The sequence below is a fragment of the Campylobacter concisus genome (assembly GCF_003048375.1).
GTDB classification, from domain to species: domain Bacteria; phylum Campylobacterota; class Campylobacteria; order Campylobacterales; family Campylobacteraceae; genus Campylobacter_A; species Campylobacter_A concisus_T.
In genome coordinates this window covers 89,237-114,484 of the sequence record NZ_CP021642.1, presented here as the reverse complement: position 1 = coordinate 114,484, position 25,248 = coordinate 89,237, and the positions used below count along the sequence as shown (strand labels likewise).

Here is a 25,248-nt window from a genome sequence, read left to right as displayed (position 1 = left end):
ATCAAGAAATTAATTTTTGGAATAGATTTTGCATGTAAGCGTTAAGTTTTTAAATTTAAAGGGATTAAATGCAAGCTTACACAGCAAAAAACAACGTAGATTTGCTAGCTCCTGCGGCTACTAAAAAGCCTGCAGCTGCGAAGAAGTCTCAAAACAACGGCGAGTTTTTGTCTATGGTTTTGGATGCGGCTGCGAGCAAGGCAAATAGCGGTCAAAAGATCACCGAAAAGGATGTCAAAGAGATAGTAAAAACTGTTGATATCCAAAAAGAGACGATAGAAAAGGCGCAAAACGAAAGCGTGGCAAAAATTTCGGCCGCACTTGAAGAAAATTTGGACGAAGATACAAAAAATGAGCTCTATGAAAATGCAAATTTCATGCAGCTTTTGCAAGTTTTAGAGATACTAAACGGCAATGAAAAGGTAAGTAAATTTCCAAATTTCAGCGACAAAATAGCAAATTTCTTAAGTGTGCCCCAAAACGTCGAAGAGCTTAGCAACGTTAAAAGCGTTAGCGATCTTATCGACCTTGCTAAGAAATTTGACCTTGGCCTTGAAAATATAGAAATTTCAAACGAAGATGTGCCAAAACTAAACGAGATGTTTAAAAATTTGGGCAAGCAGGAATTTTTCACGCCGATAAAGACTGAGGACAAGCCTTTTTATCTAAAAGAGCTAAAAAACGAGGTCGAGCAAACTATCATCAAAAACGAGCCAAAAGAGGTCGTAAAGCTTGATACTTTGCTAAAAGAGGTGGTGGCAAATCCAGTCAGCGAAGTTAAAAATTTAGTCAAAGAAGAGCCTAAAAAGCTAGATGATAGTGAAGTAAAGCTTGATGATGAGATAGTGGACGTTGAGCCAGATGAGCAGCCAAAAGAGCCAAAAGTAAAGGTAAATTTACACGAGCAAAAGGCGCAAAAAGCCCCAACTCTTGAGTCGCTACTCTTTCCAGAAAGAGAGCAGATGAGAGAGGCTGAGCCAAGCGAGGAGACTTTTAGCAGCGACAATAAATCAGAGCTAAATCAAATGGTAAAAGATATCGCAAACAGCGCTAAACACCAGCTTCAAACAAAGGCAGAGATAAAAGAGACGCTTAGTAACTTCTCTTCTACACTAAAAGAGCAGGTGCAAAACTACAAAGCGCCGATCACTCGCTTTAACATCACGCTTAACCCGCTAAATTTAGGCGAGGTCGAGATCACGATGGTAAATCGCGGCAATAATTTGCATGTAAATTTTAGCTCAACAACAGCTACGATGAACCTCTTTTTACAAAACCAAGCTGAGTTTAAAAACAGCCTTGTAAATATGGGATTTACCGAGCTTGAGATGAATTTCTCAGACCAAAACCAAAGACAAGAAAAAAGAGAACAAGCAAAGAACAAATATAGCTCAAATCAAAGCGACGAGAGCGAAAACGCTCAAGCGGAACAAAGCTTGCTTGAGCTAGTAATACCAAGATATATTTAGGAGAGATTATGGCTTCAGTTTCAGATATAACTACACAAACAACGCAGCAAAAAAATGCCGAGAAAAAGGCAAAAGCAAGACAAGACGCTGCAGCTAGCACAGGAACTAATCCAAATGGACAGCTAGATAAAGATGCATTTATGAAGCTACTTTTAACCGAGCTTCAGCACCAAGACCCAACAAGTCCTATGGATACTGAAAAGATGCTAACGCAAACTAGCCAGCTAGCATCAGTCGAGATGCAAGAAAATACAAACAAAGCGATGAAAGAGCTAGTAAATCAGCTAAAATCAAACGCAAACGCCTACGCTATCTCAGCCCTTGGCAAGATGGTCTCAACTGGCTCAAATGCAGTCACACTAACAGATGAGAAAAAAGATGCAAAATTTGCGCTTTACTTTAAGACAGATCTTGCAAATGGCAAAATCGAGGTCAAAAATGCAAATGGTCAAGTCGTAAGAACAACTGATCTAAACGAGACAAATGCAGGCGTTCATAACCTAGCTTGGGACGGCAAAGACGCGTCTGGCAATCAAGTGCCAAACGGCTCATACACCATTTCAGCGACTTACACTGGCAAAGATGGCAAAGAGTATAAAACACAAGTAGGCAACTACCCAGTCGAGGCGGTGAAATTTGTAGATGGCAAGGCTATGATGAAGGTAGCTGGCGAATACGTTTCAATGGATAAAGTATCTGAATATTACGAGGGCTAAAAGCCATGATGAGAGGTTTTTACAACGGGGTTAGCGGCATCAAGACGCAAAGCTTTGGCATGGATGTTTGGTCAAACAACATCTCAAATATAAACAATGTCGGTTTCAAAGCTTCAATCCCTGAGTTTAAAAATTTAATAAACCAAAACCTAGTCTCAGCAGGAAGTGGCCCAACTAGCGATCAAGTGGGACTTGGAGCTACCAAGCAAACGACTGCACTTGATATGTCAAATGGTAGCTTTCAAAGCACTGATAACAACTTTGACCTTGCCATAGGCGGAGATGGCTTCTTTGGCGTTGTCGATAAAACAGGCAAAAACTACTACACAAGAACAGGCACTTTTGACATAGATGCGGCTGGAAATTTAGTAGATACTAGGGGAAATTTACTCCTTGGCACGCTTGCAAATTTCACTCCAACCACGCCAAGTGCGAGCGCTCTTAAAAAATATGGTCAAACATCAAGCGCCCCACAAGCTTACACAGTCTCGCAAGAAGAGCTAAATCTGGGCGATCCTGGCTCGCAAAAGGGCATAACACTGCCTCATTTTTTATTTATGCCAGCTGAGGCTACTACAAATATCAGCTTAAAAGGCAACCTAAACTCAAGCCGCATAACAGATAAAAAAACGACAGCCCTTGAGGCTAGCGAATACGCCTACACGCTTGATAATACAAACAAGACGATCTCACTAAACGGACAGATCCCGCTAAGCACCACATCACTCGGCGCAAAAGCTGGTGACAGCGTGGTCGTAAAAGTAAAAGACGGAGATGGTAAATTTAGCGAGTTTTCAACCACACTTGAGAGTGACGGCACTTGGCAGATAAACGACAAGAGCCTTAAATTTATGGATTTTGCAAATTTAGAGGTAAATGCTGAAGTCACCTCGCTCGTTGAAGTGCCAAACAAAGAAAAGCTAACCTCTGATATCTACAACGCAGACGGCACAAAGAGCCTAGTCACCATAAATTTAACCAAGCAGATCCCACAAACTGGCGACCAGACTATCTGGGACGCGGTGGCAACGATAACTGATGTTAGCGGAGCCGTGCAAAATACCGCGATGGGCTCGCTTACATTTAATGGCAGTGGCAGGCTTGTGGCAAATACACTAACAAGCGTTGGCGGCGTAAATTTAAACTTCGAAGGCGACGGCGATGCGGATGTTTATAACGGCATGACAAGCTCAGCAAACGCTAGAAAAGATTTCAACATAAAAAGAGATGGCTACGCTGAGGGGCTACTTTCAAAGTATAGCGTCGATGACCGCGGCAACATCATGGCAAATTTTGACAACACTCGAGCATTCCCCGTGGCAAAAGTGGCGCTTTATCACTTCATAAACGACCAAGGCGTGGCAAAGGTTGGCGACAATCTCTATGAAGCCACAGCCAACTCTGGCGAGCCATTTTTTTACAAAAACAAAGCTGGCGAGACCGTTTATGGGGCGCAAATTTTGGCAAACAAGCTTGAGATGAGTAATGTCGATCTTGGTCAAGCACTAAGCGAGGTGATCGTCACGCAAAAGGCCTACGAAGCGAGCGCAAAAAGCATCACGACAAGTGATGAGATGATACAAACTGCTATCCAGATGAAGAAATAATCCTTAAAGTAAATTTGGGCGAGCAATCGCCCTATTTTTATAACTTTAAATTTATTTTACCCCTTTAAAACCTCCTAAAATACTTACTTTTCTCTAAATATAGCAATATAATTTTAAGCGTGCTGGTTATAAAATTCATTTAATTTCTTTTTTTAAGGATTGTCAAATGAAAATGCTATTTTTAGCCCCAGTGCTAGCTTGTAGTCTTGCCTTTGGTGCTGATGTGATCGCAAAAGATGCAAACATAACACTTGATGGCAAGATGATCGGTAAGATCGAGGTTTTAACGCCAGTTGAAGTCTTAGAAAAAGGCGATAAAACGAGTAAGATCAAGGTTAGTGGTGTAGTGTCGGCAAACTACTTGGCCCAGCTTCAAAGAAGCGTAGAAGACCCTGAAGTTTTTGTAGCTTTTGATGACGAGAGCGAGGCAAATTTCAAAAAAGTAAAAGATATTGAAGATGACTATGGCGAGGTTTGGTACCAAGCTGATGGCGTTTATGAAGTGCCAAATGACGCGCTTGGTGGCAACCAAAAAGAGCTTTACGCAAAGGCAAAGAAAATTTACGAAGAGACCTGCTCGGCATGTCACAGGCTGCATGAGCCAAACAGCTTTACAGCTGCTCAGTGGCCAGCAAATTTATCTGGTATGGTCGATGCGAAATTTGTTGCACTTGATGAAACTGATCTAAATTTAGTGCTTAAATACCTACAACACAATGCCAAAAAAGTAAAATAAATTTTCATAAGGGAGAAAATATGAAAAGGCGAGATTTTATAAAATTTTCTGCACTTGCTGCCACAGCAGCGCAGGCAAGCAAGATAGAGGGTGTGACAAAGACCATTTTTGACCAAAACAAGACCTTTGGCGCAAATAGATTTGGGCTATTTTGGGCAAATACCAACTCAAACCAAATCGTCTCTGTTGATCCATTTGAGGGCGATAAATTCCCAAATACTATGAACAACAGCTTGCCAGACCTCATCCAAAACGAAAGCCGCGTGCTCTATCCATACGTGAGAAAGAGCTATCTAAAAGCAAAAGGCGCAGCAAAGAGCGAGCTTCGTGGCAAAGAGGAATTTGTGCGCGTTAGCTGGGAGACTGCCCTTGATCTAGCAGCAAAAGCTTTAAAAGAAAATTTTGATAAGTATGGCCCTGAGAGCATCTACGGCGAGTGTTACTGGTGGGGCGGTAGTGGCAAGATCAGCTGGGGCAGAACCGTTGGTCACAGGATGCTAAAAGTGCTTGGCGGATACGTAGAAGAGAGCGGCGACTACTCAACTGGTGCTGGCCTTGTCATCATGCCTCACGTTTTAGGCAACAGCGCCGTTTATGATGCTCCGACAAAGTGGGAGGCTATCGCTAAAAACGCTAAAAACGTTGTATTTTGGGGCACTGACCCGCTTGTAACTGGTCAAATTTCATGGCAACCACCAACACACGATGGCTATCTTGGCATCAAAAAGATAAAAGAAGCAGGCATAAAAACTTATAGCGTTTGCGTCTTTAAAAACGACACCACAAGATATCTTGGCTCTGAAGCTATCATAGTTCGTCCAAATACCGACGTAGCAATGATGCTTGGCATGTGCCACTATCTATATGAAAACAAGCTTTATGACGAGGAATTTATCAAAAAATACACAGTTGGCTTTAATAAATTTAAAGACTACCTACTTGGCACAACTGACAAAGTGGTAAAAGATATCAACTGGGCGAGCAAAATTTGTGGCGTAAAAGCTGAAGATATCGCTAAATTTGCAACAGCACTTGCAAAAGAGCCAAGCGTCATCATCGCAGGTAGATCACTTCAAAGACAAGATCACGGCGAGATGGGCTTTTGGGGCATCGTAACACTTAGTGCGATGCTAGGTCAGATAGGCAAAGAGGGGCTTGGATTTGAGTTTAGCCTAGGATACGACTCTGCGGGCGCTACGGATAAGATCGCTCCGGTGCTAAAAGGCATCAGCACTAGCATCAGCGAAAAATACGACAACGTAGATGGCGCTCCTTGGAAGAAATTTAAAAACGTCACCATCCCATCTTCAAGATCGATCGAGGCTTTGCAAAACCCCGGCAAAGAGATAGACTATGACGGCTCAAAGATCAAGCTACCACACATGAGAGTGGCTTACATGGCGTCTGGATCGATGTTTACAAGGCATCAGGATGTAAATAACGCCGTAAAAGCGTGGCGTAAATTTGACACCGTAATAACCGCTGAGCCATTTTGGACAAGCACAGCAAAACTAAGCGACATCGTCTTACCAGTAGCCCTTGAAGTCGAGAGAAACGACATCAACCAAAGCGTGCCTACAAACGAATACATCGTAGCTTACAAGCCTGTCGTAGAGCCTATGGGCGAGAGCAGGAGCGATTACTGGATCTGCTCACAAATCTGCAAACGCTGGGGCAGAGAAGAGGTCTTTACAGAGGGTAAAGATGAGCTTGGCTGGGCGAAAGAATTTTACGCAGACGCAGCCGAGCAAGCCAAGGGCATAAATGTCAAGATGCCAAGCTTTGATGAGTTTTGGAAAGAGGGATATGTTAGATTTGAGCAAGATGACGAAGCTAGCAGATACTACACAAGGCTTAGCGCTTTTAGAGAGAATCCTCACAAAAACCGCCTAGGCACGCCATCTGGCAAGATAGAGCTCTACTCTCCAACTATCGCTAAATTTGGCTACAAAGACTTTGCGCCACACGTTGCTTGGATCGAGCCGTTTGAGTGGCTTGGCAGCGAAAAAGCCAAAAAGTATCCATTTAGCGTCACGACTCCGCACTCAAGATACCGCCTCCACTCACAGCTAAATAACTCAATAATCAGAAACTACGCTGAAGTATGCGCACGCGAGCCAATGCTAATAAACGTAAATGACGCCAAGGCAAAGGGCATCGCAACTGGCGACGTGGTAAGAGTATTTAACGACAGGGGCGAAATTTTAGTTGGCGCGCTTGTCACTGACATCATCCCAGAGCACGTCATCGCCATCTGCGAGGGTGCATGGTACGATCCTGAAGTGCTAGGCGAGAAGAGCCTTTGCAAGCATGGCTGCGTCAATGTCCTAACTCGCGACAAAGGCACATCTAGCATCGCTCAAAGCAACTGCGGACACACGATCCTTGTAAATTTAGAAAAATATAAAGGCGAGATCAAACCGATCACTGCGTTTTCTAAACCAAAAATTTTACAATCTTTGTAGAATTTATATAAATTTAGCCCTCACTTGGGGGCTAAATTTGACGTATATGTGCTGCTTTAAATCTGCAAATAGCTAAAGTTTCAACCACAATAAATTTCTAGCTTCTAAAAACAAAAATATTTAAACAAGCTACTTGCTGAGCAAATTTCTCGGGCAGTTCAAATTTAGTTATCACTTTGGCTAATAAATTTGGTAGCAAGAATTTAAATCCAAGCCCGAAGCGACTTAAATTTGATCGTAAATTTCTAGATTATTTGATTTTGTAGTTAAATTTAGTGGGAAAATATCAGCACAACTACCACCACAAAAGAAATATACTTTTCTAATAGCTTAAATTTATTGCTTCTATTGCAAATTTCATCTCTTTTACTCTTTAAGTATCTCGGTTTTCTAAATTTAAGCCACAATTTTTTGTGTTTTGAAGCTCTAAAGTTAAATTTACCAACAGCGCCTCGCCTACAACCAATATCGCAGCGTTGCCAAATATACACGAGATTATTGCTTGCAAATGGTTCAAAATTTAATTGTTAATTTGAAATTTTGAGTCTATAAATTTGATACGGATCATTTAATAAATGGATATTTTTACCGAATTCACAAAATAAATTTGATAAATTCAAATGAAAATCGAGTTTCTGAAAGTTTTAAAGATGGAGTTTAAAAAAAGATGGTGCGGATGAGAGGACTTGAACCTCCACGCCGTGGGGCACCAGATCCTAAGTCTGGCGTGTCTGCCAATTTCACCACATCCGCACAACAATAATAAGTGGTACGCCCATCAGGATTCGAACCTGAGGCCTACGGCTTAGAAGGCCGTTGCTCTATCCAGCTGAGCTATGAGCGCATAAAGTCTTTCAAGTGGCGCGCCCGATAGGAGTCGAACCCATAACCTACAGATCCGAAGTCTGTCGCTCTATCCAATTGAGCTACGAGCGCCCAAAATGGGGTGAGTGATGGGAATCGAACCCACGACCCTCAGGACCACAATCTGATGCTCTAACCGACTGAGCTACACTCACCATTTAACATGGTCGGGGTGAAAGGATTCGAACCTTCGGCCCTCTGGTCCCAAACCAGATGCGCTAACCAGACTGCGCTACACCCCGCCTGAGTCGTGTTTGTAAGTTTATGCCACTACCTCATTAAAAAGTCGCATTGTATCTAAAAATGTTATTGTTGTCAAGAAAAAATTAGTTTTAGACTTTATTTTTATAAAATTTCAAGAATTAAGTGTAAATTTTAGACTTTAAAGCTTTTTGAAAAAACATCTAGCTAAAAAACGATGCGAACAGCGCTAAAGCTGATATGAGCTGGCAATGCTCCTTGTGCTGGCTTTATCATGGTCTGACTAAAGCGCTTAAATTCTGGAGCTTCCCAAAGTTTTTTACATAGGCCTTGCTCGCTAATATCTACTCCCAAGCAGCTTTGGTCTGCGGCAAAGAATTTTAATGAAATGCACTTTTCATTTTTAGCAAAAAAGCCAAGATCACCAGAGCTATCTACAACCCCAGCATTTGTCATCACTCTAAAATCAACTCTGTTATTTTTGGTGTCAATAGCCAGCTTGCCTTCTGATATGTAGTAGGTATTTATGTCTTGAATTGCAACTGCTATCTCTGACATAACTTTTGTAAGCTTGGCGTCCTCTCTTGTGGCGTTTATCTTAGAGATGATAACTGCGGTCAGTATTCCCATAATGACTATTACAAAAATTGGCTCAATCATTGTAAAGGCCTTTTTCATTACTTCATCCTTGAATTTGAAGTTGCGAGATTATAGCTAGAATTTTTATAAATGAAAGATAAATTTTGAAATTAAGTTAAAGAAGAGTGGCAAGGAATTTCCTTGCCAATAAGTAAAGGTTAAAAGTTATTCCCACTTAATGCCAGTACCACCAAATTTTAATTTACCATTAGCAGCTGCAACGTCAGCATTAGATGCAGTTGTGGTACCTGTTATTAGCGCCGCTATACTTCTCATAGAAGGTAAATTCCATACTGATTGACATAGTCCGCCAACTTTAATAGTAGCTCCAACAGTACCGTTTTTATTATTTACTGTACCTAAATTTAGACACTCTTCGTTCTTAGCTTTAACAGGATTTGGAACATTTGTCATTTGCGCAAAATCAGCTGTTACTTCGCCATCAGCAGCAGCCGTAGCACCACTTGCCTCTTTAAACTTACCTTGTGAAGTGTAGTAAGAGCCTAGGTCAGAAACAAGCGTTTGTATATTTGTAGCAACTTTAGCTATCTCTGCATCGTCCCTTGTTGCAGCTAGTCTTGGTATAGCGACTGCGGCTAATATGCCTAAAATGACGATCACGAAGATCAACTCGATCATTGTAAAACCTTTTTTCATGGTTCCTCCTTGAAATTTGTGTAATTTTTCGCGGATTATACAACATTTTTTTCAAAAGACAAATAAAAACTAAATTTTTTACAATTTAGCCGATTTGGTAGTTATGAAAAAGAATTCCGCTATAATGACGCTCAAGAATATGGAGATTTTATGAAAAAAGTTTTATTTTGGATGGTAGTATCTTTTTGTATTTTGAGCGCAAATTCATCATTTGAGCCAGTGCTTTCATCAAAATATGACGAAAAACAAGCCTACATCGGCAAAAAGCTCTTTTTTGACAAAAGGCTAAGCACCACCGAAAACTACTCATGCGAAACTTGCCACAACTTATACTGGAATTTAAGTGGTACAAACTCATCTTACACTAGCCAAAAGGGCGTCATAAACCCGCCTAGCGTGCTAAATTCGGCTTTAAATTTTCTATTTTTTACTGATGGCAGGGTAAGAAGCTTAAAAGATCAGGTAAAAGAGTCGATAAATTCTAGAAATGAGCTAAATTCAAACAAAGATGAGATAGTAAAAAAAGTAAAAAGCATAGGCGAGTATGCGATTTTATTTAATGACGCATATGGTGATGGCATAAACTACGAGAATATAGTAGATGCTTTGGTGGAATTTGAAAAGGCGGTTTTGAGCATTGATTCGCCATTTGATGAGTATCTAGCTGGCAATGATGACTCCATAAATGCTGAGGCGAAAAAGGGCTTTGAGCTCTTTAATAAAATAGGCTGTGTGGCATGCCACAATGGTAGAAATTTAGGCGGAAATTTGATGCAAAACGTAGGCTTAAAAGATGCAGGTGAGAGCAGACGCCTTATGCGTGTGCCTTCGCTTAGAAATGTAACAAGAACGGCTCCATATCTAAGCAGTGGCGAAATGAGCGATCTAAAAGAGGTCATAGGCTTTGTGAGCTATCATCAGCTGATCCACACACTAAGTAGCGAAGAGTTGGGGCAAATTTATAAATTTTTGCAAACGCTAAATGGACGCAGACCTAGGATACTAAATGAATAAAAGACAAGCAAATATCATCTTAATCGTCCTAGCGATCGTCTTTTTCTTTAGCTCAGCTTACATCTATATGGCAAATAGAGCTGTTACTGCTGTTAGTAAATTTAACGATACGATCTTAAGCCTTATCTTGCTAGATAACGAGCTAAGCTTTAGCTTAGAAAATAACGTACTTCGTCTAAACTACGACGATGTAAATAAAAATTTAAAAAGTTTTGATCAAAATTTAACCAGACTTGATGAGCTAAACGAGATCATACATGTCTTTTACCAAGAGAAAAATGCCAAAACTTTAAAGGTCATAAACGACGACTTTTTAAAAAAACAAAGGCTTGTAGATAGGTCAAACTACGCTAGCTCGTCAATGGCTGCTTATATCTTATCAGGTGAGTTTGAAATAGCATCAGAGAAGAAGCTAGATGCACTTAATGTGATATTTCACGCGATAAAAAGCTCAGCCATAATCAGCCCTGAGACGCTAAATCAAACAAAAGAGCAGATAGAAAAATATAAAGATATCTACAGATACGACACAAAAGCGATCTTGGTGCTAAATAAGGCAACTTACGCGCTTGAATTTGCAAAAAAACTAAGTGCCGTAGCTCAAGACTCTGTTGATCTAAAACTTGGAAAAACACTAAGAAAATTTAGAGATGACACCCTAGCCTCTTACAGCATAATGATACGAAATATAGTGATAATGCAAGTGCTTTGTTTTATAAGCTTCGTGCTATTTTGCGCACTGGCCTTTTACCAAGCAAGGGTGCTAACTAAACAGCTAAAGCAGATAAAACTACTAAAAACGACTGTGGATGCAGGACACAGCTCGATAGTCTTTTGCGACAATGACAATAAAATTTTATATGTAAATAAAACCTTTGAGTCAAAAACTGGCTATAAACTAAAAGATGTTGTCGGCAAAAGTCCTAAAATTTTAAAATCAAATATGCACCCAGAGAGCTTTTACGCTGAGATAAGAAATGCTATAAATAAGCACATCTCATGGGAGAGCGACGAGCTAATAAGCAGGACAAAAAGCGGCAAACTGCTCTATGAAAAGGTGCGTTTTGCGCCATTTTTCTTTGAGGGCAAGCTAGAAGGATACATGGCTATAAAGCTTGATAGGACAAAAGAGCTTAGCATGCTTAAAGAGCTAACTCAAAAAAATGAGCAGATAAAAATTCAATCATCAATCGACAAGCTAACTGGCTTTGGCAACTACTTTGCCCTAACTGAGATGGTAGAGGCGAAAAAAGATGGAATTTTGATCAGCATAAGCATCAAAAACTATAAGATGCTAAGATTTTTCTACCAAAACAAGGTCATCGAAGCCATGCTAAAAGCAGTGGCAAATACGCTAAAGCTCTGCGTTGATACCTACTCTATAAATGCTGAGCTATTTAGGTTTCAAGATGATGCGTTTTACATCTGGTATCAAGGCGATGACATCGTTAGAGATATCGGCTTTATAAAAGAGTATTTTAACTTTAGTAGGATGAATATCGAGATAGACGGTAAATTTGAAAACCTGCCTGGCATCAAGATAACTCTTGGCGTCTCTTTGTCAAATGACACACCGCAAACAAACCGCCTAATGCAGTCGATCCTAGCTAATCAACAAGCAAGCGATAGCGGCAACGAGATCTACTACTACCTAGAAAATGACGCGATCGAGATGAGATACTATAAAAACCAACTCATAACCGAACTCATCGAGTACGCTCTAGAAAACGACAAGGTGATAGTCGAGTGTCAGGGAATTTTTAACGTGCATGAAAATGAAACAGAGGCAAAATACTACGAAGTTTTGGTGCGCATAGTCGATCAAAATGGCAAGATCCGCTACCCAGGCGAGTTTTTAGAGATCGCGATGAAAACACAACTTTACCTTCAGATAACAAAAAAGGTGATCGCTCTAGCCTTTGATCTAGTGAAAAAATATCCAGACTATACATTTTCTATCAACCTCTCAAGCTCGGATCTAACCGATCCAGGTGTTAGAGAAATTTTAGATGAAAAGCTAGAGAGCTGTCCAGATCCTAGTAGAGTTTGCTTTGAGATGCTAGAGAGCGAAGAGCTTAGCGACTACGGCATGGCAAATGAATTTATAAAAAGAGCTAAAAAATATGGATGTAAAATCTCAATCGACGACTTTGGCTCTGGCTACTCTAACTACTACCGAATTTTAGAGCTTGATATAGATAACATCAAGATAGATGGCTCGATCATCAAAAAGCTACCAACCGATGAAAACGCAAGGGTTTTGGTTGAGACTATCGTGAGCTTTGCTAGAAGACAAGGCTATAAGATAGTGGCTGAGTTTGTGAGCAACGAAGAAATTTTAGAATATATAAAGAAATTTGGAATTTCATACGCGCAGGGATTTTTACTAGGCAAGCCACATCAGATGTAAATTTTGCAGTTAATTTAGAGCCTATAAAAAACTAAATTTAACTGCTTTTTGCTTTTATACTCGTGCGAAACCTCTTTTTTAAATTTTGCTAGACGTGAAATTTGATCTCTTTTTACAAAACGAAAATTTAGGAATTTGTTTTTAGAAATCTTGAAATTTGGATTAACTAGATTTTAAAGCTTATGTGGATAAGATTTTGTCTTTTAGAAGTGGTGACCCATACGAGACTCGAACTCGTGTTACCGCCGTGAAAGGGCGATGTCCTAACCGCTAGACGAATGGGCCACGGTCGGTTATGAAGTTGGGATTATATTACTTTTTAACTTAAATTTACATAAAAGGACAAATCGTTGAAGAAATTTTCACTTGTTTTATTATCTGCTCTCATTTTTTCAGGCTGTGTTGCGACTAAAACACCGCAAAGCTCGCAAGCTTTTCAGGTCACTTTATTTTCTCCGATGATAAAGATAAATGATGTTGGATTTTTTCACACATACAAAAATGATCTAAATTTGCAAATTTATAGCTCTGGCGTAAATACCGCAAATATCAACATAAAGGACAAAATTTGTGTAAATGGCGCTTGTTTTAAAAAGACTGAATTTAACGAGAAATTTTTTCTAGCGCCACATTATGAGAGCCTTTTTGAAGAGATTTTGCAAAGGCAAAAAATTTATGACGGCAAAGATCTGAGCACCACGGAGTGCGGCTTTAGACAAGATCTAAGTTCTTATTTTATAAAATACGAAGTTTGCGATAACTACGTCAAATTTATCGACAGCAAAAATAAAATAAAAGTGATAATAAAAGAGTTAAAATGAGATACATTGGGGCTCACGTAAGCGCGGCTGGAGGCGTATCTAACGCACCGATAAATGCTGCAAAAATAGGAGCAAATGCCTTTGCACTTTTTACAAAAAACCAGCGCCAATGGAGCGCAAAAGAGCTAAGCGAGGGCGAGATAGAGCAGTTTAAAGCAAATTTAAAAGCCTCTGGCATAAGCGCCGATCACGTCTTGCCACACGCAAGCTACCTCATAAATTTAGGCCATCCAGAAAAAGAGACAAGAGCTAAATCCCTTGAAGCCTTTATCGACGAGATAGAGCGGGCTAGCAAGCTTGGACTAAAGCTTTTAAATTTTCACCCAGGCTCACACCTAAAGCAAATAAGCCAAAATGAGTGCCTAGATAACATCGCAAGATGCATAAACGAAGCGCTAAAACGAACAAGCGGTGTAAAACTAGTCATCGAAAACACAGCCGCACAAGGCTCAAATTTAGGCTTTGATTTTGCACAGCTGGCGTATCTGATCGAGCGTGTGGATGATGAGAGCAGAGTTGGCGTTTGCATCGACACTTGCCACGCATTTGCCGCTGGGTACGATCTAAGAAGTAAAGAGGCTTACGCTAAGACGATGGGCGAATTTGATGCGATCATCGGCTATAAATTTCTATCTGGCATGCACCTAAATGACGCTAAATTTGGTCTTGGCTCAAAAAAAGATAGGCATGAGAGCCTTGGCAAGGGCGAGCTTGGACTTGGCGCTTTTGAAAATATAATAAATGATGATAAAATAGGCGAAATTCCCTTAATTTTAGAGACGATTGATGAGAGCATTTGGGAAGATGAGATCAAAATTTTAAGAAACCTAGAAAAGGAAAAGCTATGAAAAGAGTGCTTTTAAGCATTGTTGCGACTTGTTCATTATTAAATGCTGGGGGTTACAAGGTCCCTGAGCAAAGTGCTGACTCTTTAGGGCTTGCTGCTAGTAACGTAGCCTTTAGTTTTGGGGCTGATGCGGCTTATTTTAACCCTGCAAATATGATGTTTTTAGACGGGCTTCACCATTTTGAAAGCACGCTTGGTTGGTTTCATATAAATTCCATCGACTTTAAAAGCGATGGTGGCAAGAGCTACAGCTCAGAGAAATTTGACTCACTAGCTGGCACATTTAGCTTTGTAACGCCAGAAATTTATGAAAACTGGAGATTTGGACTAGCTCTTGCTGTGCCCGCTGCTGTTGGCATCTCGTGGGAGGATCCAGAGACTGCTTTTACTGGCAAGAGGTTCAAACTACAAGTTGTCGAGCTAAATCCAACCGTGGCTTACCGCATAAATGACAAACTTGCCATTGCTCTGGGCGCTAGAGGCGTTTATAGCAAGGGCAAGATAGCAAGTGATTTTGGACGTTTTGGCTACAGAGAGATACAAGGTGATGGCATAAACTACGGCTACAACGTCGCTCTTACATATAGACCTATCGAGGAGCTAAGCTTTGCAGTGACTTACCGCTCAAATGTTGATATGGAGCTAAAAGGCAATACCGATGCCGATTTTAACGGAGCACCTTTTAGCTATCATGGCAAAACTAGTGTCAAGATCCCCCTACCTGCACAGCTAGTGCTTGCGACTGGATATAAATTTAGTGATTTTACCCTTTTGCTTGCTTTCGAGAGGACTTACTGGTCTAAATTTAAAGATTATGACTTTGAATATAATGATAAGACGGCGGATCATTCACATCCTGCTTTCGTAAAACTAATGGACGATCCAGTCGTTAAAAATGCAAAAGATACAAACACATATAGGATAGGTCTTGCTTACGACGTAAATGAGAAGCTTAGGCTAATGGCTGGCTTTTCATACGATGAGGATATCACTAGCAGCGAGCATACTGGCTTAGAGCTTCCAAACACCACCTCTCAGGCATATTCGTTTGGGGCAAACTATAAATTTACGCCGAATTTAGAGCTAGGACTAGGCTATCTCTATCAGCACCGAGACAAAAAGCGTGCGACAGATATAAAAACTGGCGCTGGCTCAATGTCTGGCGAATTTGACGCAAGTAGCGTTCAGATAGCTGCAATGACATTTAAATACTCTTTCTAGGGCTAAAAATGCAATACTCTTATAATAATTTTTATGAAATTTTGACCAAAGTAGCAAAGCAGAGTCCAAACCAGATAGCGATCTTTGACGAAAAAGAGAAGCTAAAATACCACGAAATAAAGCAAAACGTCGATAAAGTGGCGGCTTACTTGCAGCTTTGCGGAGTAAATTTTGGCGACAAAGTGGCTATGGCGGTGGCAAATTCGAAAGAATTTATCATCTCATACCTTGCTATCACGGCTATCGGTGCGGTTGCGGTGCCGATGAATACCTTTTTAAAAACAAATGAGTTTGAGTATATCTTAAATGACTGCGGTGCAAGGGTGCTTTTCGCCTCTAGCTCACTTGCAAAGGAGCTAATCGCACTTAGCGAGCTTGAAATTTTAAGAAAGATCATCTGGATCGGTCAAACGCCAAAAAAACTTCAAAGCGCCTCAAAAGACGACTATGTAAGCGTTGATGAGGAGTATGGCGAGAGTGCGTATCTCTCTTCTACACCACAAATTTCAAAAGAGGATATGAGCAAGGGCTATGAAAATAACGGCTTTGTAAAAAATGTAAATTTCAGCGAAGCGCTAAATCACAAATACACTCTAAGCATCACGAAATACCCTAAAATAGACGATCTCATGCACATCATCTACACCTCAGGCACTACAGGCAAGCCAAAAGGTGCTATGATAAGCTATAAAAATATCTTCTCAAACGTCATCGGCGCTCATGAGCGTTTCAAGGTTAAAAAAAGCGATAGATTTATCGTATTTTTGCCGATGTTTCATAGCTTCACGCTCACAGCAATGGTGCTTTTACCGATATATGCAGGCGCTTCGATGGTGCTCGTAAGATCGGTCTTTCCATTTTCAAATGTGCTAAAACAGACGCTACTTAAAAGAGTTACTGTATTTTTGGGTATCCCAGCCATATATACAGCCATCGGCAAGGCAAAAATTCCTTGGTATTTTAGATGGTTTAACCGCATAAGGCTATTTGTAAGTGGCGCTGCTCCGCTTGCTAAGCAAACGATTGATGATTTTAGAGTGAAATTCCCGCGTGCAACGCTAGTTGAAGGATATGGCCTTAGCGAATGCTCGCCAGTCGTAGCGGCAAATTTATTTGACAAGCAAAAGCTTCTAAGCGTGGGCCCAGCGTTAAATGGCTATGAGGTCAAGATCGTAGATGATGAGATGATGGAGCTTCCAGTTGGCCAGATAGGCGAGATCATCGTAAAAGGTGACTGCGTCATGCAAGGCTACTACGGCATGCCGGGTGTGACTGATGAGACCATCATAAATGGCTGGCTAAAGACTGGAGACCTTGGCAAGATCGATGAAGAGGGCTTTATCTACATCGTTGATCGCAAAAAAGACCTCATCATATCAAAGGGCATAAACATCTATCCGCGCGAGATCGAAGAGGTGATCTATAAGCTTGAAGCAGTCGAAGCTGCAGCAGTCATCGGCGTAAAAGACGTGCATGCAGACGAAGAGGTCGTCGCTTTCATACAGGTAAAAGATGGCATGGATCTTGATGAAAAGACGGTTAGAGAGCATCTAAAGAAAAATTTAGCAAATTTCAAAATTCCAAAAAGTATTTATTTTGCCGAGGAGCTGCCTAGAAACGCTACTGGCAAGGTGCTAAAACGTGTGCTAAAAGAGCAGATAAAGGATAAAATTTAGTGAAATATTTGCTTGATTTTCTAAACCAAGATCTCAAAAAAAGTAAAATTTACGAGCTTATAAAGTGCGGCGATGAAGAGGGAGAAATTTTAAAATACCTAAGCAAAGCCTACGTGCAAGGCACGGCTAGCATGAGCGTTTTTGAGCTACTTGGAGCTGTTTTTGGCACGCAAAATGAAAAGCAGCTCTTATACCTTAAATTTATAAAAAATTTGCTGGATAGCGGCTGGATAGTGCAAAACTACAGCCTCTTTAAAATGCCAGAGAACTCGCAAAAAAGCTCAAGCCAAGGGCTACTCTCGCTACTTCACTCTGAAATTTCACTCTCAAGCACGTTTTTAAAGATACTTGAAGATGGCAACGCTGATATAAATTTACCAGAGCTTGCACCTTATGAAGATCATTTAGAGTATTTAAAAGATCAGTTTTTAAAGATAGAGCTTTACTCAAAGGCTGCGATATTTGAAGGTGGCTCAAATGACGCTAAAAAGCGCATAAATGAGCAAATTTCTGAGCTTACAAAGCGGATAAATGAGCGCGTAAAACTAAGCAAGATCAGCCTAAAAATAGAGCAAATTTTTAAAGAAAATTCTCTTGATGAAAAAGAGCAGATCATATTTTTAGCCCTTTTAAAAGAGGAGTATGCGGGCGACTTTGAAAATGGTCGCGACCTAAACACGCTAGTTGGGCTAATAAGCAAAGATGAGCTTGAACGCATCAAAAATCGCACTCTTTTAGAGGACGGCTCAAGGCTCATAGAAGGCGCACTAATCGACTACGACGAGGTTTTAAACGCTTATGGCAACGTTAGCAAGAGCTTTTTTATAAACGAAGAAATTTTGCAAAGCATAATGCACCCAAAAAATGACAAAAACAGCAAGAAAATCAAGATAGAAAGCCTAGTAAAAGAGCAAGAAATTTTTGAGCTCATTGAGCCTGTAACGAGCCTAGAAGACGTCGTGCTAAATGAGAAGACAAAGCAGCTTTTAAGCACGATACTAAAGCAAGTCGATAAAAAAGTACTCGCTAGACTTAGCAGCTGGGGCATAAAAACTAGAAAAAACATAGACGCCAAGATCATCTTTTACGGCGAGCCTGGCACTGGCAAGACCATGAGCGCAGTTGGGCTTGCAAAGAGCCTAAAGAAGCAAATTCTAAGCTTTGACTGCTCAAAAATTTTAAGCAAATATGTCGGCGAGAGCGAGCAAAATGTAAGGAAAATTTTTGATGCTTACAAAGAAATTTGCAAAAAAAGTGGCAGCGAGCCAGTGCTCTTACTAAATGAGGCTGATCAGTTTTTAAGCACGAGAGTGGAGAGCTCGAGCGGGGCTGAGAAGATGCACAATCAAATGCAAAATATCTTTTTAGAGCAGATCGAGCGTTTTGAGGGCGTGCTGATCGCAACGACAAATTTCTTGCAAAGCCTTGACGTGGCGTTTTCTAGAAGATTTGACTACAAGATCGAGTTTAAAAAGCCTGATTATAACGGCAGGCTCGCCATTTGGCGTAAAATTTTGCCTGAAAATGCAAGCTTTGAAGATGGCTTTAGCGTTGAAAGGCTGGCTGAGTTTAACCTAAGTGGCGCGCAGATCGTCCTTGCGTTAAAAAATACCGCTTTAAAAGTAGCTATAAAAGATGATGGGATTTTTACCTTTGAGGACTTCAAAACCACGATAGAGCGCGAGCTAAACTCAAGCTTTGGCGAGGATAAAAAGATGGGATTTGGCTCTTAGGCCTTATCTTATTTTATAAATTTGATTTTACGCTACAAAAATCACTGACCTTTATAAGAAATTTGCTTCACTCAATAAAATTTAGACGAGTTTCGCCGATAAAATCATGGAAAATACGAGTTAAATTTAGGCTTTGGCGAGAAAAAAGCTTTACTTTTGGCTTTTTAAAGTATCTTGCAGGCTTTACGTCATCACAAAGACAAAAGCGCGGATATCAAATTTGCTTTTATCTATTAAATTTACAAGAAGCCTACCACCAAAAATTTATAGAAAGTGCGAAACAAATTTGATATTTGGCGTAATTCTCTTATGCTTTTTTAAATATTGCTTTGCATCACGAGGTAAAGTCTAAAATATTGGTATTTTCCAAACTAAACGTGATTTTTTTGTTTTTACAATTAAATTTTCGCAAAACCAAGATAGGATAGACACTCGCCCATAGGCTTTTTGCATAAACTTAACTCGCTCGCTTGCCATAAATTTACTACTGCAACCTTTACAAACAAGCAGATGGTCTCAAATTTTGAAATTTTCTCCACTCTGCAACCGCCTACTTTTTCATCTATTGCGGACTTTTTACATTATCGACGATTGCTGATCTAAGTGTGAATTTTTGTTTTTTATATTAAATCTAAGCGAAAAACTACAGCATGGCAGACGCCAACTTATAGGCACTAGCATAAATTTACTGCCATAACCTTTGCAAAATCCAAAAACCGCAAAATTTTGAAATTTATCCACTCTACAACTCCCCCGTTTAGACAGATAAATTTTTATATAATCTGTTTTATCGCTTTGTCGCCTCTAGTTGCGTATGCTTTTGCATTAAATTTTTTATCTATGCAAATTTGCAAAAGCTACAAGTAAGATAAATGCCATTGCAAATTTAGCTCACCGCTTCAAATTTACTACCGCATTTTACGAACAAGCATTTTTAACAAAAAAGCCAAAAATTCTAAATTTTATCTGCCATTTGAAGCGTGGGCGTGACTGCTTTTTTATAACACTTTATCGTTTTTTACCTAACACAAAAAATCGCCCGCTCCGTGAAATTTAACCTAGCAAAACCCTATAAATTTCAAATTTACTTCTGCGATTTTTATAACAACACTTTCGCACCAAAAAAAGCAAAATTTACCGATCTTTTTAATAAAAGGCTATAAAATTTTAGTAGTCAAATTTATACAAAAATTTACTGATTGATCTTATCAAGCAGCTCTTCGACCTCTTCAAGCGCAAAGGCCTCTTCCGAGCTTTGTTTTAAAAAGCTCTCCATAAATTCTTTCTTCGAGATAGCAAGGTCAAGCTCCTTGTCGCTGCCCTTTTGATATGCGCCGATGCGAAGCAGAACCTCATTTTCTTTTAAAAGCGAGTAGAGGCGCTTAAATTTCATCGCATTTAGCTTGTGTTCTTTGCCGATCACGTCGCCCATGACACGCGAGGCCGAGTTTTGGATATTGATAGGTGGGTAGATGCCAAAGTCCGTTAGCTCGCGGCTTAGCACGATATGGCCGTCTAGGATAGAGCGGCTTTGGTCGGCTATCGGGTCACTCATATCATCGCCCTCGACTAGCACGGTGAAAAACGCCGTGATACTGCCCTTGCCCTCCTCTTTGCCGGCGCGCTCCATTAGCTGTGGCAAGAGTGTGAGCGAGCTTGGCGGATAGCCCTTTGAGGTCGGTGGCTCGCCAAGCGCAAGGCCGATCTCACGCTGCGCCATCGCAAAACGCGTCACGCTATCCATGATGAAAAGCACGTCGTTGCCCTGCTGTTTGAAGTACTCAGCCACGCTCATCGCACAAAATGCGCCATACTTTCGCATGAGCGAGCTATCATCACTGGTCGCCACGATGATGACCGTGCCCTCCAGGTCGCCACCTAGGTTTTTTTCGATAAATTCAGGCACCTCACGGCCACGCTCGCCTATTAGTGCGACCACTTTTATGGGCGCAAGAGTGTTTTTTACGATCATCCCCATAAGGGTTGATTTGCCTACGCCTGAGCCTGCAAAAATTCCCAGCTTTTGCCCTTTACCGCAAGTAAGTAGCCCATCTATCGTCTTTATCCCAACACTAAAAGGCTCGTTTATAAGCCCCCTTTTCATCGCATCTATCGGCGCTCTCATGATCGGCATATATTCAGTTGTATCGATCGCCCCTTTGCCGTCAATTGGCTTCATAAATGGATCGACCACACGACCAAGCAAATTTGACCCCACCGGTATGCTCATGCCTTGATCGCTCTCATAGACAAAGTCGCCTATCCTAAAGCCCTCGACAAAGCCAAATGGGCTGATATAAGCGCCATCTGTCTTTATCTGCGTGACCATGCCAAGGCCGTTTTTACTCTTGTCTTTTGCGACTATGCGCACGATGTCGCCGATACTTGGACGAAGTCCAGTGATCTCTATCGTAGTAGCCGTGATCTTTGTGATGACGCCAAAGGTATTTGAGAGCTTCACGCCCTCTTTAAGCCTTGAATTTATACGCTCTAAACTCAAAAATGCGTTTCCCTAGGCGAATTTATAAGCGAGAAAAACTCCCTTCTTGTGTCTGCGTTTTTTATAAAGCAGCCCCTAAGCGCAGAGGTCGTGGTAGTCGAGTTTATCTTCTCCACACCCCTCATCTCAACGCACATATGCCTAGCCTCGACGACTACTCCAACGCCTTTTGGAGCGATCACGTCCTCAAGCGCCTTTGCGATCTGCTCGGTCATCTGCTCTTGAATTTGCAAGCGTCTGGCGTAGATATTTACCATGCGTGGAATTTTACTAAGGCCAACAACCTTGCCATTTGGGATGTATGCCACATGCACACGGCCAATTATTGGCAACAAATGGTGCTCACAAAGGCTGTAAAACTCGATGTTTCGCATTAAAACCATTTCGTTATTTGAGCTAGTAAATAGCGCGTCACCAAGGACTTCTTTTGGGTCTTGATCGTATCCGCTAGTTAGAAATTTAAAAGCTTTATAAACGCGCTCAGGGGTTTTAACAAGCCCCTCTCTGTTTGGATCTTCGCCGATAATAGTTAGCATATTTTTAACTGAATTTTCAAAACTCTCTTGCATAAATTTTCTCCATAATTTTATCGCCAAATTCTACGTTAAAACGCCTTTTATATCTATAAAAATTTACAAATTTACAATGAAATAAGGAAAATTCTGCTATATTTTGGGCTAAAAATTTGTATTCATAAAGGAATTCGATGGAAATCAAAATCAAAGCTCTAGATAGCGTAAATACCCTAGCAAGCACGACTGTAAGTGCAGATGCTATAAAGTCTAGCGTAGAAAAACTAGCAAAAAAAGCAGCAAAAACTATGAAAGTAGACGGCTTTAGACAAGGCCATGTGCCAGTCGCTGTTGTGCTAAAACGCTACGAGAAAGAGCTAACAAACGACGCTGAGCAAGATGTCTTAAGAGATGTGGTCGAAGAGGCTATCAAAAAAGCAGGCAAGAAAAATGACGACCTTATCGGCGAGCCTATCGTTTCAAAATTTGACAAAAAAGATGACAAGATCGACGTTGAGCTAACAGTTTCATTTAAGCCAAGCGTCGATGTGAGTGGCTATGAGAGCTTGATACCTGAGTTTTCAAACCCACGCGTTTTGAAAAAAGATATCGATGAGAAGAAAACTGAACTTCTAAAAATGATAGCTCCACTTGAAAAAGTAGAGGGCAAAAGAGGCCTAAAAGTGGGCGATTTTGCTAAATTTGACTTTGAGGGCTTTGTTGATGGCGTTGCATTTGAAGGTGGCAAGGCTGAAAACTACGTGCTTGAGATCGGCTCAAATCAATTCATCCCAGGCTTTGAAGATGGCATGGTAGGCATAAAAGCTGGCGGCGAAAAAGATATCGAGGTTAAATTCCCAGAAAACTACGGCGCTGCACATTTAGCTGGCAAAGACGCTGTTTTTAAAGTCAAACTTCACGAAATTCAAGAGAGAAAGATCCCTGAGAAGCTAGACGAAGAGATGCTAAAAACTATCCTTCCAAACGAAGAAAAACCAACTGAAGAGCTACTTGAAGAGCGCATAAAAGAGCAAATTCGCCAAGAGAAAATTTATAAACTTATAAACGAAGAGCTAAAACCAAAATTTGCTGAAGCTGCGGTTGAGAAATTTAAATTTGATGTGCCAAAAAATATCGTCGAGCAAGAGATCGATATGCAGTTTAGAAACGCGTGGAGCACATTTACTCCAGACGATATGAAGAAATTTAGAGAAGACAAAGACGCTCTAGCTAAAAAACGTGACGAGTATAGAAAAGACGCTGAAAATAGCGTTCGCCTAACTTTCATCATCGATGAGCTAGCTCGCGTAAGAGGCGTAAAAGTGAGCGATCAAGAGGTCGTTCAAGCGATCTATTTTGAGGCATATAGAAGCGGTCAAGATCCAAAAGCACACCTTGAGATGTACCGTAACCAAGGCATGCTTCCAGCTATAAAGATGTCGATGATCGAAGAGAAGCTATTTAGCGAGCTTTTCAACAAAGAAAAAGACGAGAAAAAAGCAAGCAAAAAAGAGAAGGCTGAGTAATGAGCTATTACGTTCCTGTCGTAGTTGAAAGAACTAGCAGAGGTGAGCGAAGCTATGATATATACTCCCGTCTTTTAAAAGACAGGATCGTTATGCTAAGTGGTGAGATAGAGGACGGCATGGCTGCTTCTATCGTCGCTCAGCTGCTATTTTTAGAGGCTGAAGATCCAGATAAAGATATCTACCTTTACATAAACTCACCAGGCGGCGTGATAACAAGTGGCTTTAGCATATATGACACGATGAACTACATAAAGCCAGATGTTTGCACGATCTGCATCGGTCAGGCTGCAAGTATGGGTGCATTTTTGCTAAGCTGTGGCGCACCTGGAAAGAGATATGCACTACCAAATTCTCGTATCATGATACACCAACCACTTGGCGGTGCTAGAGGACAAGCGACTGATATCGAGATACAAGCACGTGAAATTTTACGTTTGAAAGAAATTTTAAATGGAATTTTGTCCAAAAACACGGGCCAAAAGCTAAGCAAGATCGTAAAAGATACTGAGCGCGACTTCTTTATGAGCTCAGCCGAAGCTAAAGAGTACGGACTTGTCGATAAAATTTTGGAGAAAAGTTTTAAATAAGGCCCAAAGTGATAAAGATAGATAACGCACCAGATCCAAAAAGAAAAGCAGCTGAAGCAAAGCCAGCTGTCAAAAAAGAAAAGGTAAATATCTATAAATTTTCAGAGGACGTTTTACACGAACTAAGTGACGACAACGTCCCATCTACGCCGACAAACTACTCTATCTACTTTGAAAAGATGCTTGATGGGCAGTCAGATGAGTTTAGAAAAGAGATCGGCGATATCATCGTGGCAAATTCTGAAAGCTCAGTGCCGACAAATGGCAACATCTCTATCGAAAAAGAGGTAAAACAAGGCTTTATCCAGATAAAGAGCATGCTTCAAGCAGTCGTGCTCATCTATAAAAATTTAGGCGTTATGAGAAGCCTAGTGCAAAAGCGCATGGATGGGCTTAAAAACAATACAAACGTCCTTGCGTTGCAAAATGTCTTAAGCGCCTTTAACCAAGACCTCATCAAACTAAACGATCTCATGGACAAGCACCTTGACGTCATCAAGATGAGCTACGAAGAGGTCGGCAAGATGTTTAAAGCGATCGAAGAGCAGTCGATCTACGACACAACATACGAGGTCTATAACAAGAAATTTCTAGTAGCGACCATAAGCAGCGAGATCGAGTCTGTTAGACGTTATGGCTACAATGCCTCATTTTTGCTAGTTAAGATAAAAGACAAATTTGCAAACCGTGTTAAAAATTTAAAAGAGCGAAATAATATGCTTAAAAGCATGTCGCAGCTTCTTTTAAGAACCTCACGTAGGAGCGATATAGTCGCACACTACGGCGATGGCTGCTTTGCTATGGTAATGAAATACACCGACGAAAACGGCACAAAGCAAGCTTGCGCGAGAATTTTAAACATGCTCTCATCTATGCCTTGGAAGATCGACAACGAAGAGTGCAAGCTCGAAGTGCAGATAGTCTCAAGCATGATCTCAAAGACAAAGAGCACCGAAGAGTTGCTATCTCACGCACTTGACAAGCTAGAGACCAACCAAGACCTAAATGAGCCACTATTTTTAGACGAGAAAGCGGAGAGCTAGT

At 40.8% G+C, this 25,248-nt stretch carries 20 protein-coding genes and 6 tRNA genes; 15 read left to right on the top strand and 11 right to left on the bottom strand.

Features of this window, described 5'->3' with window-relative positions:
• The first annotated feature begins 68 nt into the window (after nt 1-68).
• From CCS77_RS00615 to CCS77_RS00595, 5 genes are all read left to right on the top strand, one after another.
• The gene (locus CCS77_RS00615; protein ID WP_103650031.1) at nt 69-1,469 is read left to right on the top strand and encodes a flagellar hook-length control protein FliK; all 1,401 of its coding nucleotides are present in this window, start codon (nt 69-71) and stop codon (nt 1,467-1,469) included.
• Nucleotides 1,470-1,477: 8 nt separating this feature from the next.
• Nucleotides 1,478-2,185 carry a flagellar basal body rod modification protein gene (locus CCS77_RS00610; protein ID WP_009295055.1) on the top strand — a complete coding sequence of 236 codons (708 nt, stop codon included), beginning with the start codon at nt 1,478-1,480 and terminating at the stop codon, nt 2,183-2,185.
• Nucleotides 2,186-2,190: 5 nt separating this feature from the next.
• Complete coding sequence (locus CCS77_RS00605) at nt 2,191-3,792, top strand: flagellar hook-basal body complex protein (RefSeq protein ID WP_107916260.1); 1,602 nt, start codon at nt 2,191-2,193, stop codon at nt 3,790-3,792.
• Nucleotides 3,793-3,958: 166 nt separating this feature from the next.
• Nucleotides 3,959-4,528: a hypothetical protein gene (locus CCS77_RS00600; RefSeq protein ID WP_107916259.1), complete on the top strand. Its 570-nt coding sequence runs from the start codon at nt 3,959-3,961 to the stop codon at nt 4,526-4,528.
• A gap of 20 nt (nt 4,529-4,548) precedes the next feature.
• Nucleotides 4,549-6,993, top strand: coding sequence for a molybdopterin-dependent oxidoreductase (locus CCS77_RS00595; protein ID WP_107916258.1), 2,445 nt, complete (start codon nt 4,549-4,551; stop codon nt 6,991-6,993).
• Between the two features lie 668 nt (nt 6,994-7,661).
• Here CCS77_RS00595 and CCS77_RS00590 read toward each other — a convergent pair.
• The 7 genes from CCS77_RS00590 to CCS77_RS00560 form a co-directional block, all read right to left on the bottom strand.
• Nucleotides 7,662-7,746 (bottom strand) — tRNA-Leu (locus CCS77_RS00590).
• Between the two features lie 14 nt (nt 7,747-7,760).
• Nucleotides 7,761-7,837, bottom strand: a tRNA-Arg gene (locus CCS77_RS00585).
• A gap of 15 nt (nt 7,838-7,852) precedes the next feature.
• Nucleotides 7,853-7,929: transfer RNA gene (locus CCS77_RS00580), tRNA-Arg, on the bottom strand.
• A 6-nt stretch (nt 7,930-7,935) separates the two neighbouring features.
• A tRNA-His gene (locus tag CCS77_RS00575) sits at nt 7,936-8,012 on the bottom strand.
• A 9-nt stretch (nt 8,013-8,021) separates the two neighbouring features.
• Nucleotides 8,022-8,099 (bottom strand) — tRNA-Pro (locus tag CCS77_RS00570).
• 166 nt (nt 8,100-8,265) lie between these two features.
• Nucleotides 8,266-8,718 carry a type II secretion system protein gene (locus CCS77_RS00565; protein ID WP_161545281.1) on the bottom strand — a complete coding sequence of 151 codons (453 nt, stop codon included), beginning with the start codon at nt 8,716-8,718 and terminating at the stop codon, nt 8,266-8,268.
• 144 nt (nt 8,719-8,862) lie between these two features.
• The gene (locus tag CCS77_RS00560; protein WP_107791205.1) at nt 8,863-9,354 is read right to left on the bottom strand and encodes a type II secretion system protein; all 492 of its coding nucleotides are present in this window, start codon (nt 9,352-9,354) and stop codon (nt 8,863-8,865) included.
• Between the two features lie 150 nt (nt 9,355-9,504).
• Between CCS77_RS00560 and CCS77_RS00555 the strand changes: the two genes are divergently transcribed.
• Together CCS77_RS00555 and CCS77_RS00550 are read left to right on the top strand one after the other, a co-directional pair.
• Nucleotides 9,505-10,368, top strand: a complete 864-nt coding sequence (locus CCS77_RS00555; protein WP_107916256.1) for a cytochrome-c peroxidase — start codon at nt 9,505-9,507, stop codon at nt 10,366-10,368.
• Nucleotides 10,361-12,778 (top strand): bifunctional diguanylate cyclase/phosphodiesterase, encoded by a 2,418-nt coding sequence (locus CCS77_RS00550; protein ID WP_107916255.1) that lies wholly within the window; start codon nt 10,361-10,363, stop codon nt 12,776-12,778. The genes CCS77_RS00555 and CCS77_RS00550 overlap by 8 nt, the downstream gene beginning before the upstream one ends.
• Before the next feature lie 210 nt (nt 12,779-12,988).
• Here CCS77_RS00550 and CCS77_RS00545 read toward each other — a convergent pair.
• Nucleotides 12,989-13,063: transfer RNA gene (locus CCS77_RS00545), tRNA-Glu, on the bottom strand.
• 65 nt (nt 13,064-13,128) lie between these two features.
• Here CCS77_RS00545 and CCS77_RS00540 point away from each other — a divergent pair.
• Genes CCS77_RS00540 through CCS77_RS00520 form a run of 5 tightly spaced genes read left to right on the top strand, consistent with a single transcriptional unit; the run spans nt 13,129 to nt 19,076 of the window.
• Nucleotides 13,129-13,599 (top strand): hypothetical protein, encoded by a 471-nt coding sequence (locus CCS77_RS00540; protein ID WP_107855959.1) that lies wholly within the window; start codon nt 13,129-13,131, stop codon nt 13,597-13,599.
• Nucleotides 13,596-14,447 (top strand): deoxyribonuclease IV, encoded by an 852-nt coding sequence (nfo, locus tag CCS77_RS00535; RefSeq protein ID WP_107916254.1) that lies wholly within the window; start codon nt 13,596-13,598, stop codon nt 14,445-14,447. Before CCS77_RS00540 ends, nfo begins: the two co-directional genes overlap by 4 nt.
• Nucleotides 14,444-15,667, top strand: a complete 1,224-nt coding sequence (locus CCS77_RS00530; protein ID WP_107916253.1) for an OmpP1/FadL family transporter — start codon at nt 14,444-14,446, stop codon at nt 15,665-15,667. The genes nfo and CCS77_RS00530 overlap by 4 nt, the downstream gene beginning before the upstream one ends.
• A gap of 8 nt (nt 15,668-15,675) precedes the next feature.
• The gene (locus CCS77_RS00525; RefSeq protein ID WP_107916252.1) at nt 15,676-17,343 is read left to right on the top strand and encodes a fatty acid--CoA ligase; all 1,668 of its coding nucleotides are present in this window, start codon (nt 15,676-15,678) and stop codon (nt 17,341-17,343) included.
• On the top strand, nt 17,343-19,076 hold the full coding sequence (locus CCS77_RS00520; protein WP_107916251.1) for an ATP-binding protein: 1,734 nt from the start codon (nt 17,343-17,345) through the stop codon (nt 19,074-19,076). Before CCS77_RS00525 ends, CCS77_RS00520 begins: the two co-directional genes overlap by 1 nt.
• Before the next feature lie 398 nt (nt 19,077-19,474).
• Here the strand turns inward: CCS77_RS00520 and CCS77_RS10400 are convergent, their stop codons facing one another.
• From CCS77_RS10400 to folE, 3 genes are all read right to left on the bottom strand, one after another.
• The gene (locus CCS77_RS10400) at nt 19,475-19,615 is read right to left on the bottom strand and encodes a hypothetical protein (RefSeq protein WP_161545280.1); all 141 of its coding nucleotides are present in this window, start codon (nt 19,613-19,615) and stop codon (nt 19,475-19,477) included.
• A gap of 653 nt (nt 19,616-20,268) precedes the next feature.
• Nucleotides 20,269-21,576, bottom strand: coding sequence for a flagellar protein export ATPase FliI (gene fliI / locus CCS77_RS00510; RefSeq protein WP_107916249.1), 1,308 nt, complete (start codon nt 21,574-21,576; stop codon nt 20,269-20,271).
• Entirely contained in the window at nt 21,573-22,145 is a 573-nt protein-coding gene (gene folE / locus CCS77_RS00505) for a GTP cyclohydrolase I FolE (RefSeq protein ID WP_021088841.1), read from the bottom strand. The genes fliI and folE overlap by 4 nt, the downstream gene beginning before the upstream one ends.
• Nucleotides 22,146-22,282: 137 nt before the next feature.
• Between folE and tig the strand changes: the two genes are divergently transcribed.
• Genes tig through CCS77_RS00490 form a run of 3 tightly spaced genes read left to right on the top strand, consistent with a single transcriptional unit; the run spans nt 22,283 to nt 25,247 of the window.
• Nucleotides 22,283-23,614, top strand: a complete 1,332-nt coding sequence (tig, locus tag CCS77_RS00500) for a trigger factor (protein ID WP_107916248.1) — start codon at nt 22,283-22,285, stop codon at nt 23,612-23,614.
• Nucleotides 23,614-24,204, top strand: coding sequence for an ATP-dependent Clp endopeptidase proteolytic subunit ClpP (gene clpP, locus CCS77_RS00495; protein ID WP_107916247.1), 591 nt, complete (start codon nt 23,614-23,616; stop codon nt 24,202-24,204). The genes tig and clpP overlap by 1 nt, the downstream gene beginning before the upstream one ends.
• An 8-nt stretch (nt 24,205-24,212) precedes the next feature.
• Nucleotides 24,213-25,247 (top strand): GGDEF domain-containing protein, encoded by a 1,035-nt coding sequence (locus CCS77_RS00490; protein ID WP_107916246.1) that lies wholly within the window; start codon nt 24,213-24,215, stop codon nt 25,245-25,247.
• The last annotated feature ends 1 nt before the right edge of the window (nt 25,248 follow it).

What these genes read in the sequence shown, in the direction of transcription:
- CCS77_RS00615 (WP_103650031.1), top strand. Translation starts at nt 69, where the DNA reads ATGCAAGCTTACACAGCAAAAAACAACGTAGATTTGCTAGCTCCTGCG.
- CCS77_RS00610 (WP_009295055.1), top strand. Translation starts at nt 1,478, where the DNA reads ATGGCTTCAGTTTCAGATATAACTACACAAACAACGCAGCAAAAAAAT.
- CCS77_RS00605 (WP_107916260.1), top strand. Translation starts at nt 2,191, where the DNA reads ATGATGAGAGGTTTTTACAACGGGGTTAGCGGCATCAAGACGCAAAGC.
- CCS77_RS00600 (WP_107916259.1), top strand. Translation starts at nt 3,959, where the DNA reads ATGAAAATGCTATTTTTAGCCCCAGTGCTAGCTTGTAGTCTTGCCTTT.
- CCS77_RS00595 (WP_107916258.1), top strand. Translation starts at nt 4,549, where the DNA reads ATGAAAAGGCGAGATTTTATAAAATTTTCTGCACTTGCTGCCACAGCA.
- CCS77_RS00565 (WP_161545281.1), bottom strand. Translation starts at nt 8,718, where the DNA reads ATGATTGAGCCAATTTTTGTAATAGTCATTATGGGAATACTGACCGCA.
- CCS77_RS00560 (WP_107791205.1), bottom strand. Translation starts at nt 9,354, where the DNA reads ATGAAAAAAGGTTTTACAATGATCGAGTTGATCTTCGTGATCGTCATT.
- CCS77_RS00555 (WP_107916256.1), top strand. Translation starts at nt 9,505, where the DNA reads ATGAAAAAAGTTTTATTTTGGATGGTAGTATCTTTTTGTATTTTGAGC.
- CCS77_RS00550 (WP_107916255.1), top strand. Translation starts at nt 10,361, where the DNA reads ATGAATAAAAGACAAGCAAATATCATCTTAATCGTCCTAGCGATCGTC.
- nfo (WP_107916254.1), top strand. Translation starts at nt 13,596, where the DNA reads ATGAGATACATTGGGGCTCACGTAAGCGCGGCTGGAGGCGTATCTAAC.
- CCS77_RS00530 (WP_107916253.1), top strand. Translation starts at nt 14,444, where the DNA reads ATGAAAAGAGTGCTTTTAAGCATTGTTGCGACTTGTTCATTATTAAAT.
- CCS77_RS00525 (WP_107916252.1), top strand. Translation starts at nt 15,676, where the DNA reads ATGCAATACTCTTATAATAATTTTTATGAAATTTTGACCAAAGTAGCA.
- folE (WP_021088841.1), bottom strand. Translation starts at nt 22,145, where the DNA reads ATGCAAGAGAGTTTTGAAAATTCAGTTAAAAATATGCTAACTATTATC.
- tig (WP_107916248.1), top strand. Translation starts at nt 22,283, where the DNA reads ATGGAAATCAAAATCAAAGCTCTAGATAGCGTAAATACCCTAGCAAGC.
- clpP (WP_107916247.1), top strand. Translation starts at nt 23,614, where the DNA reads ATGAGCTATTACGTTCCTGTCGTAGTTGAAAGAACTAGCAGAGGTGAG.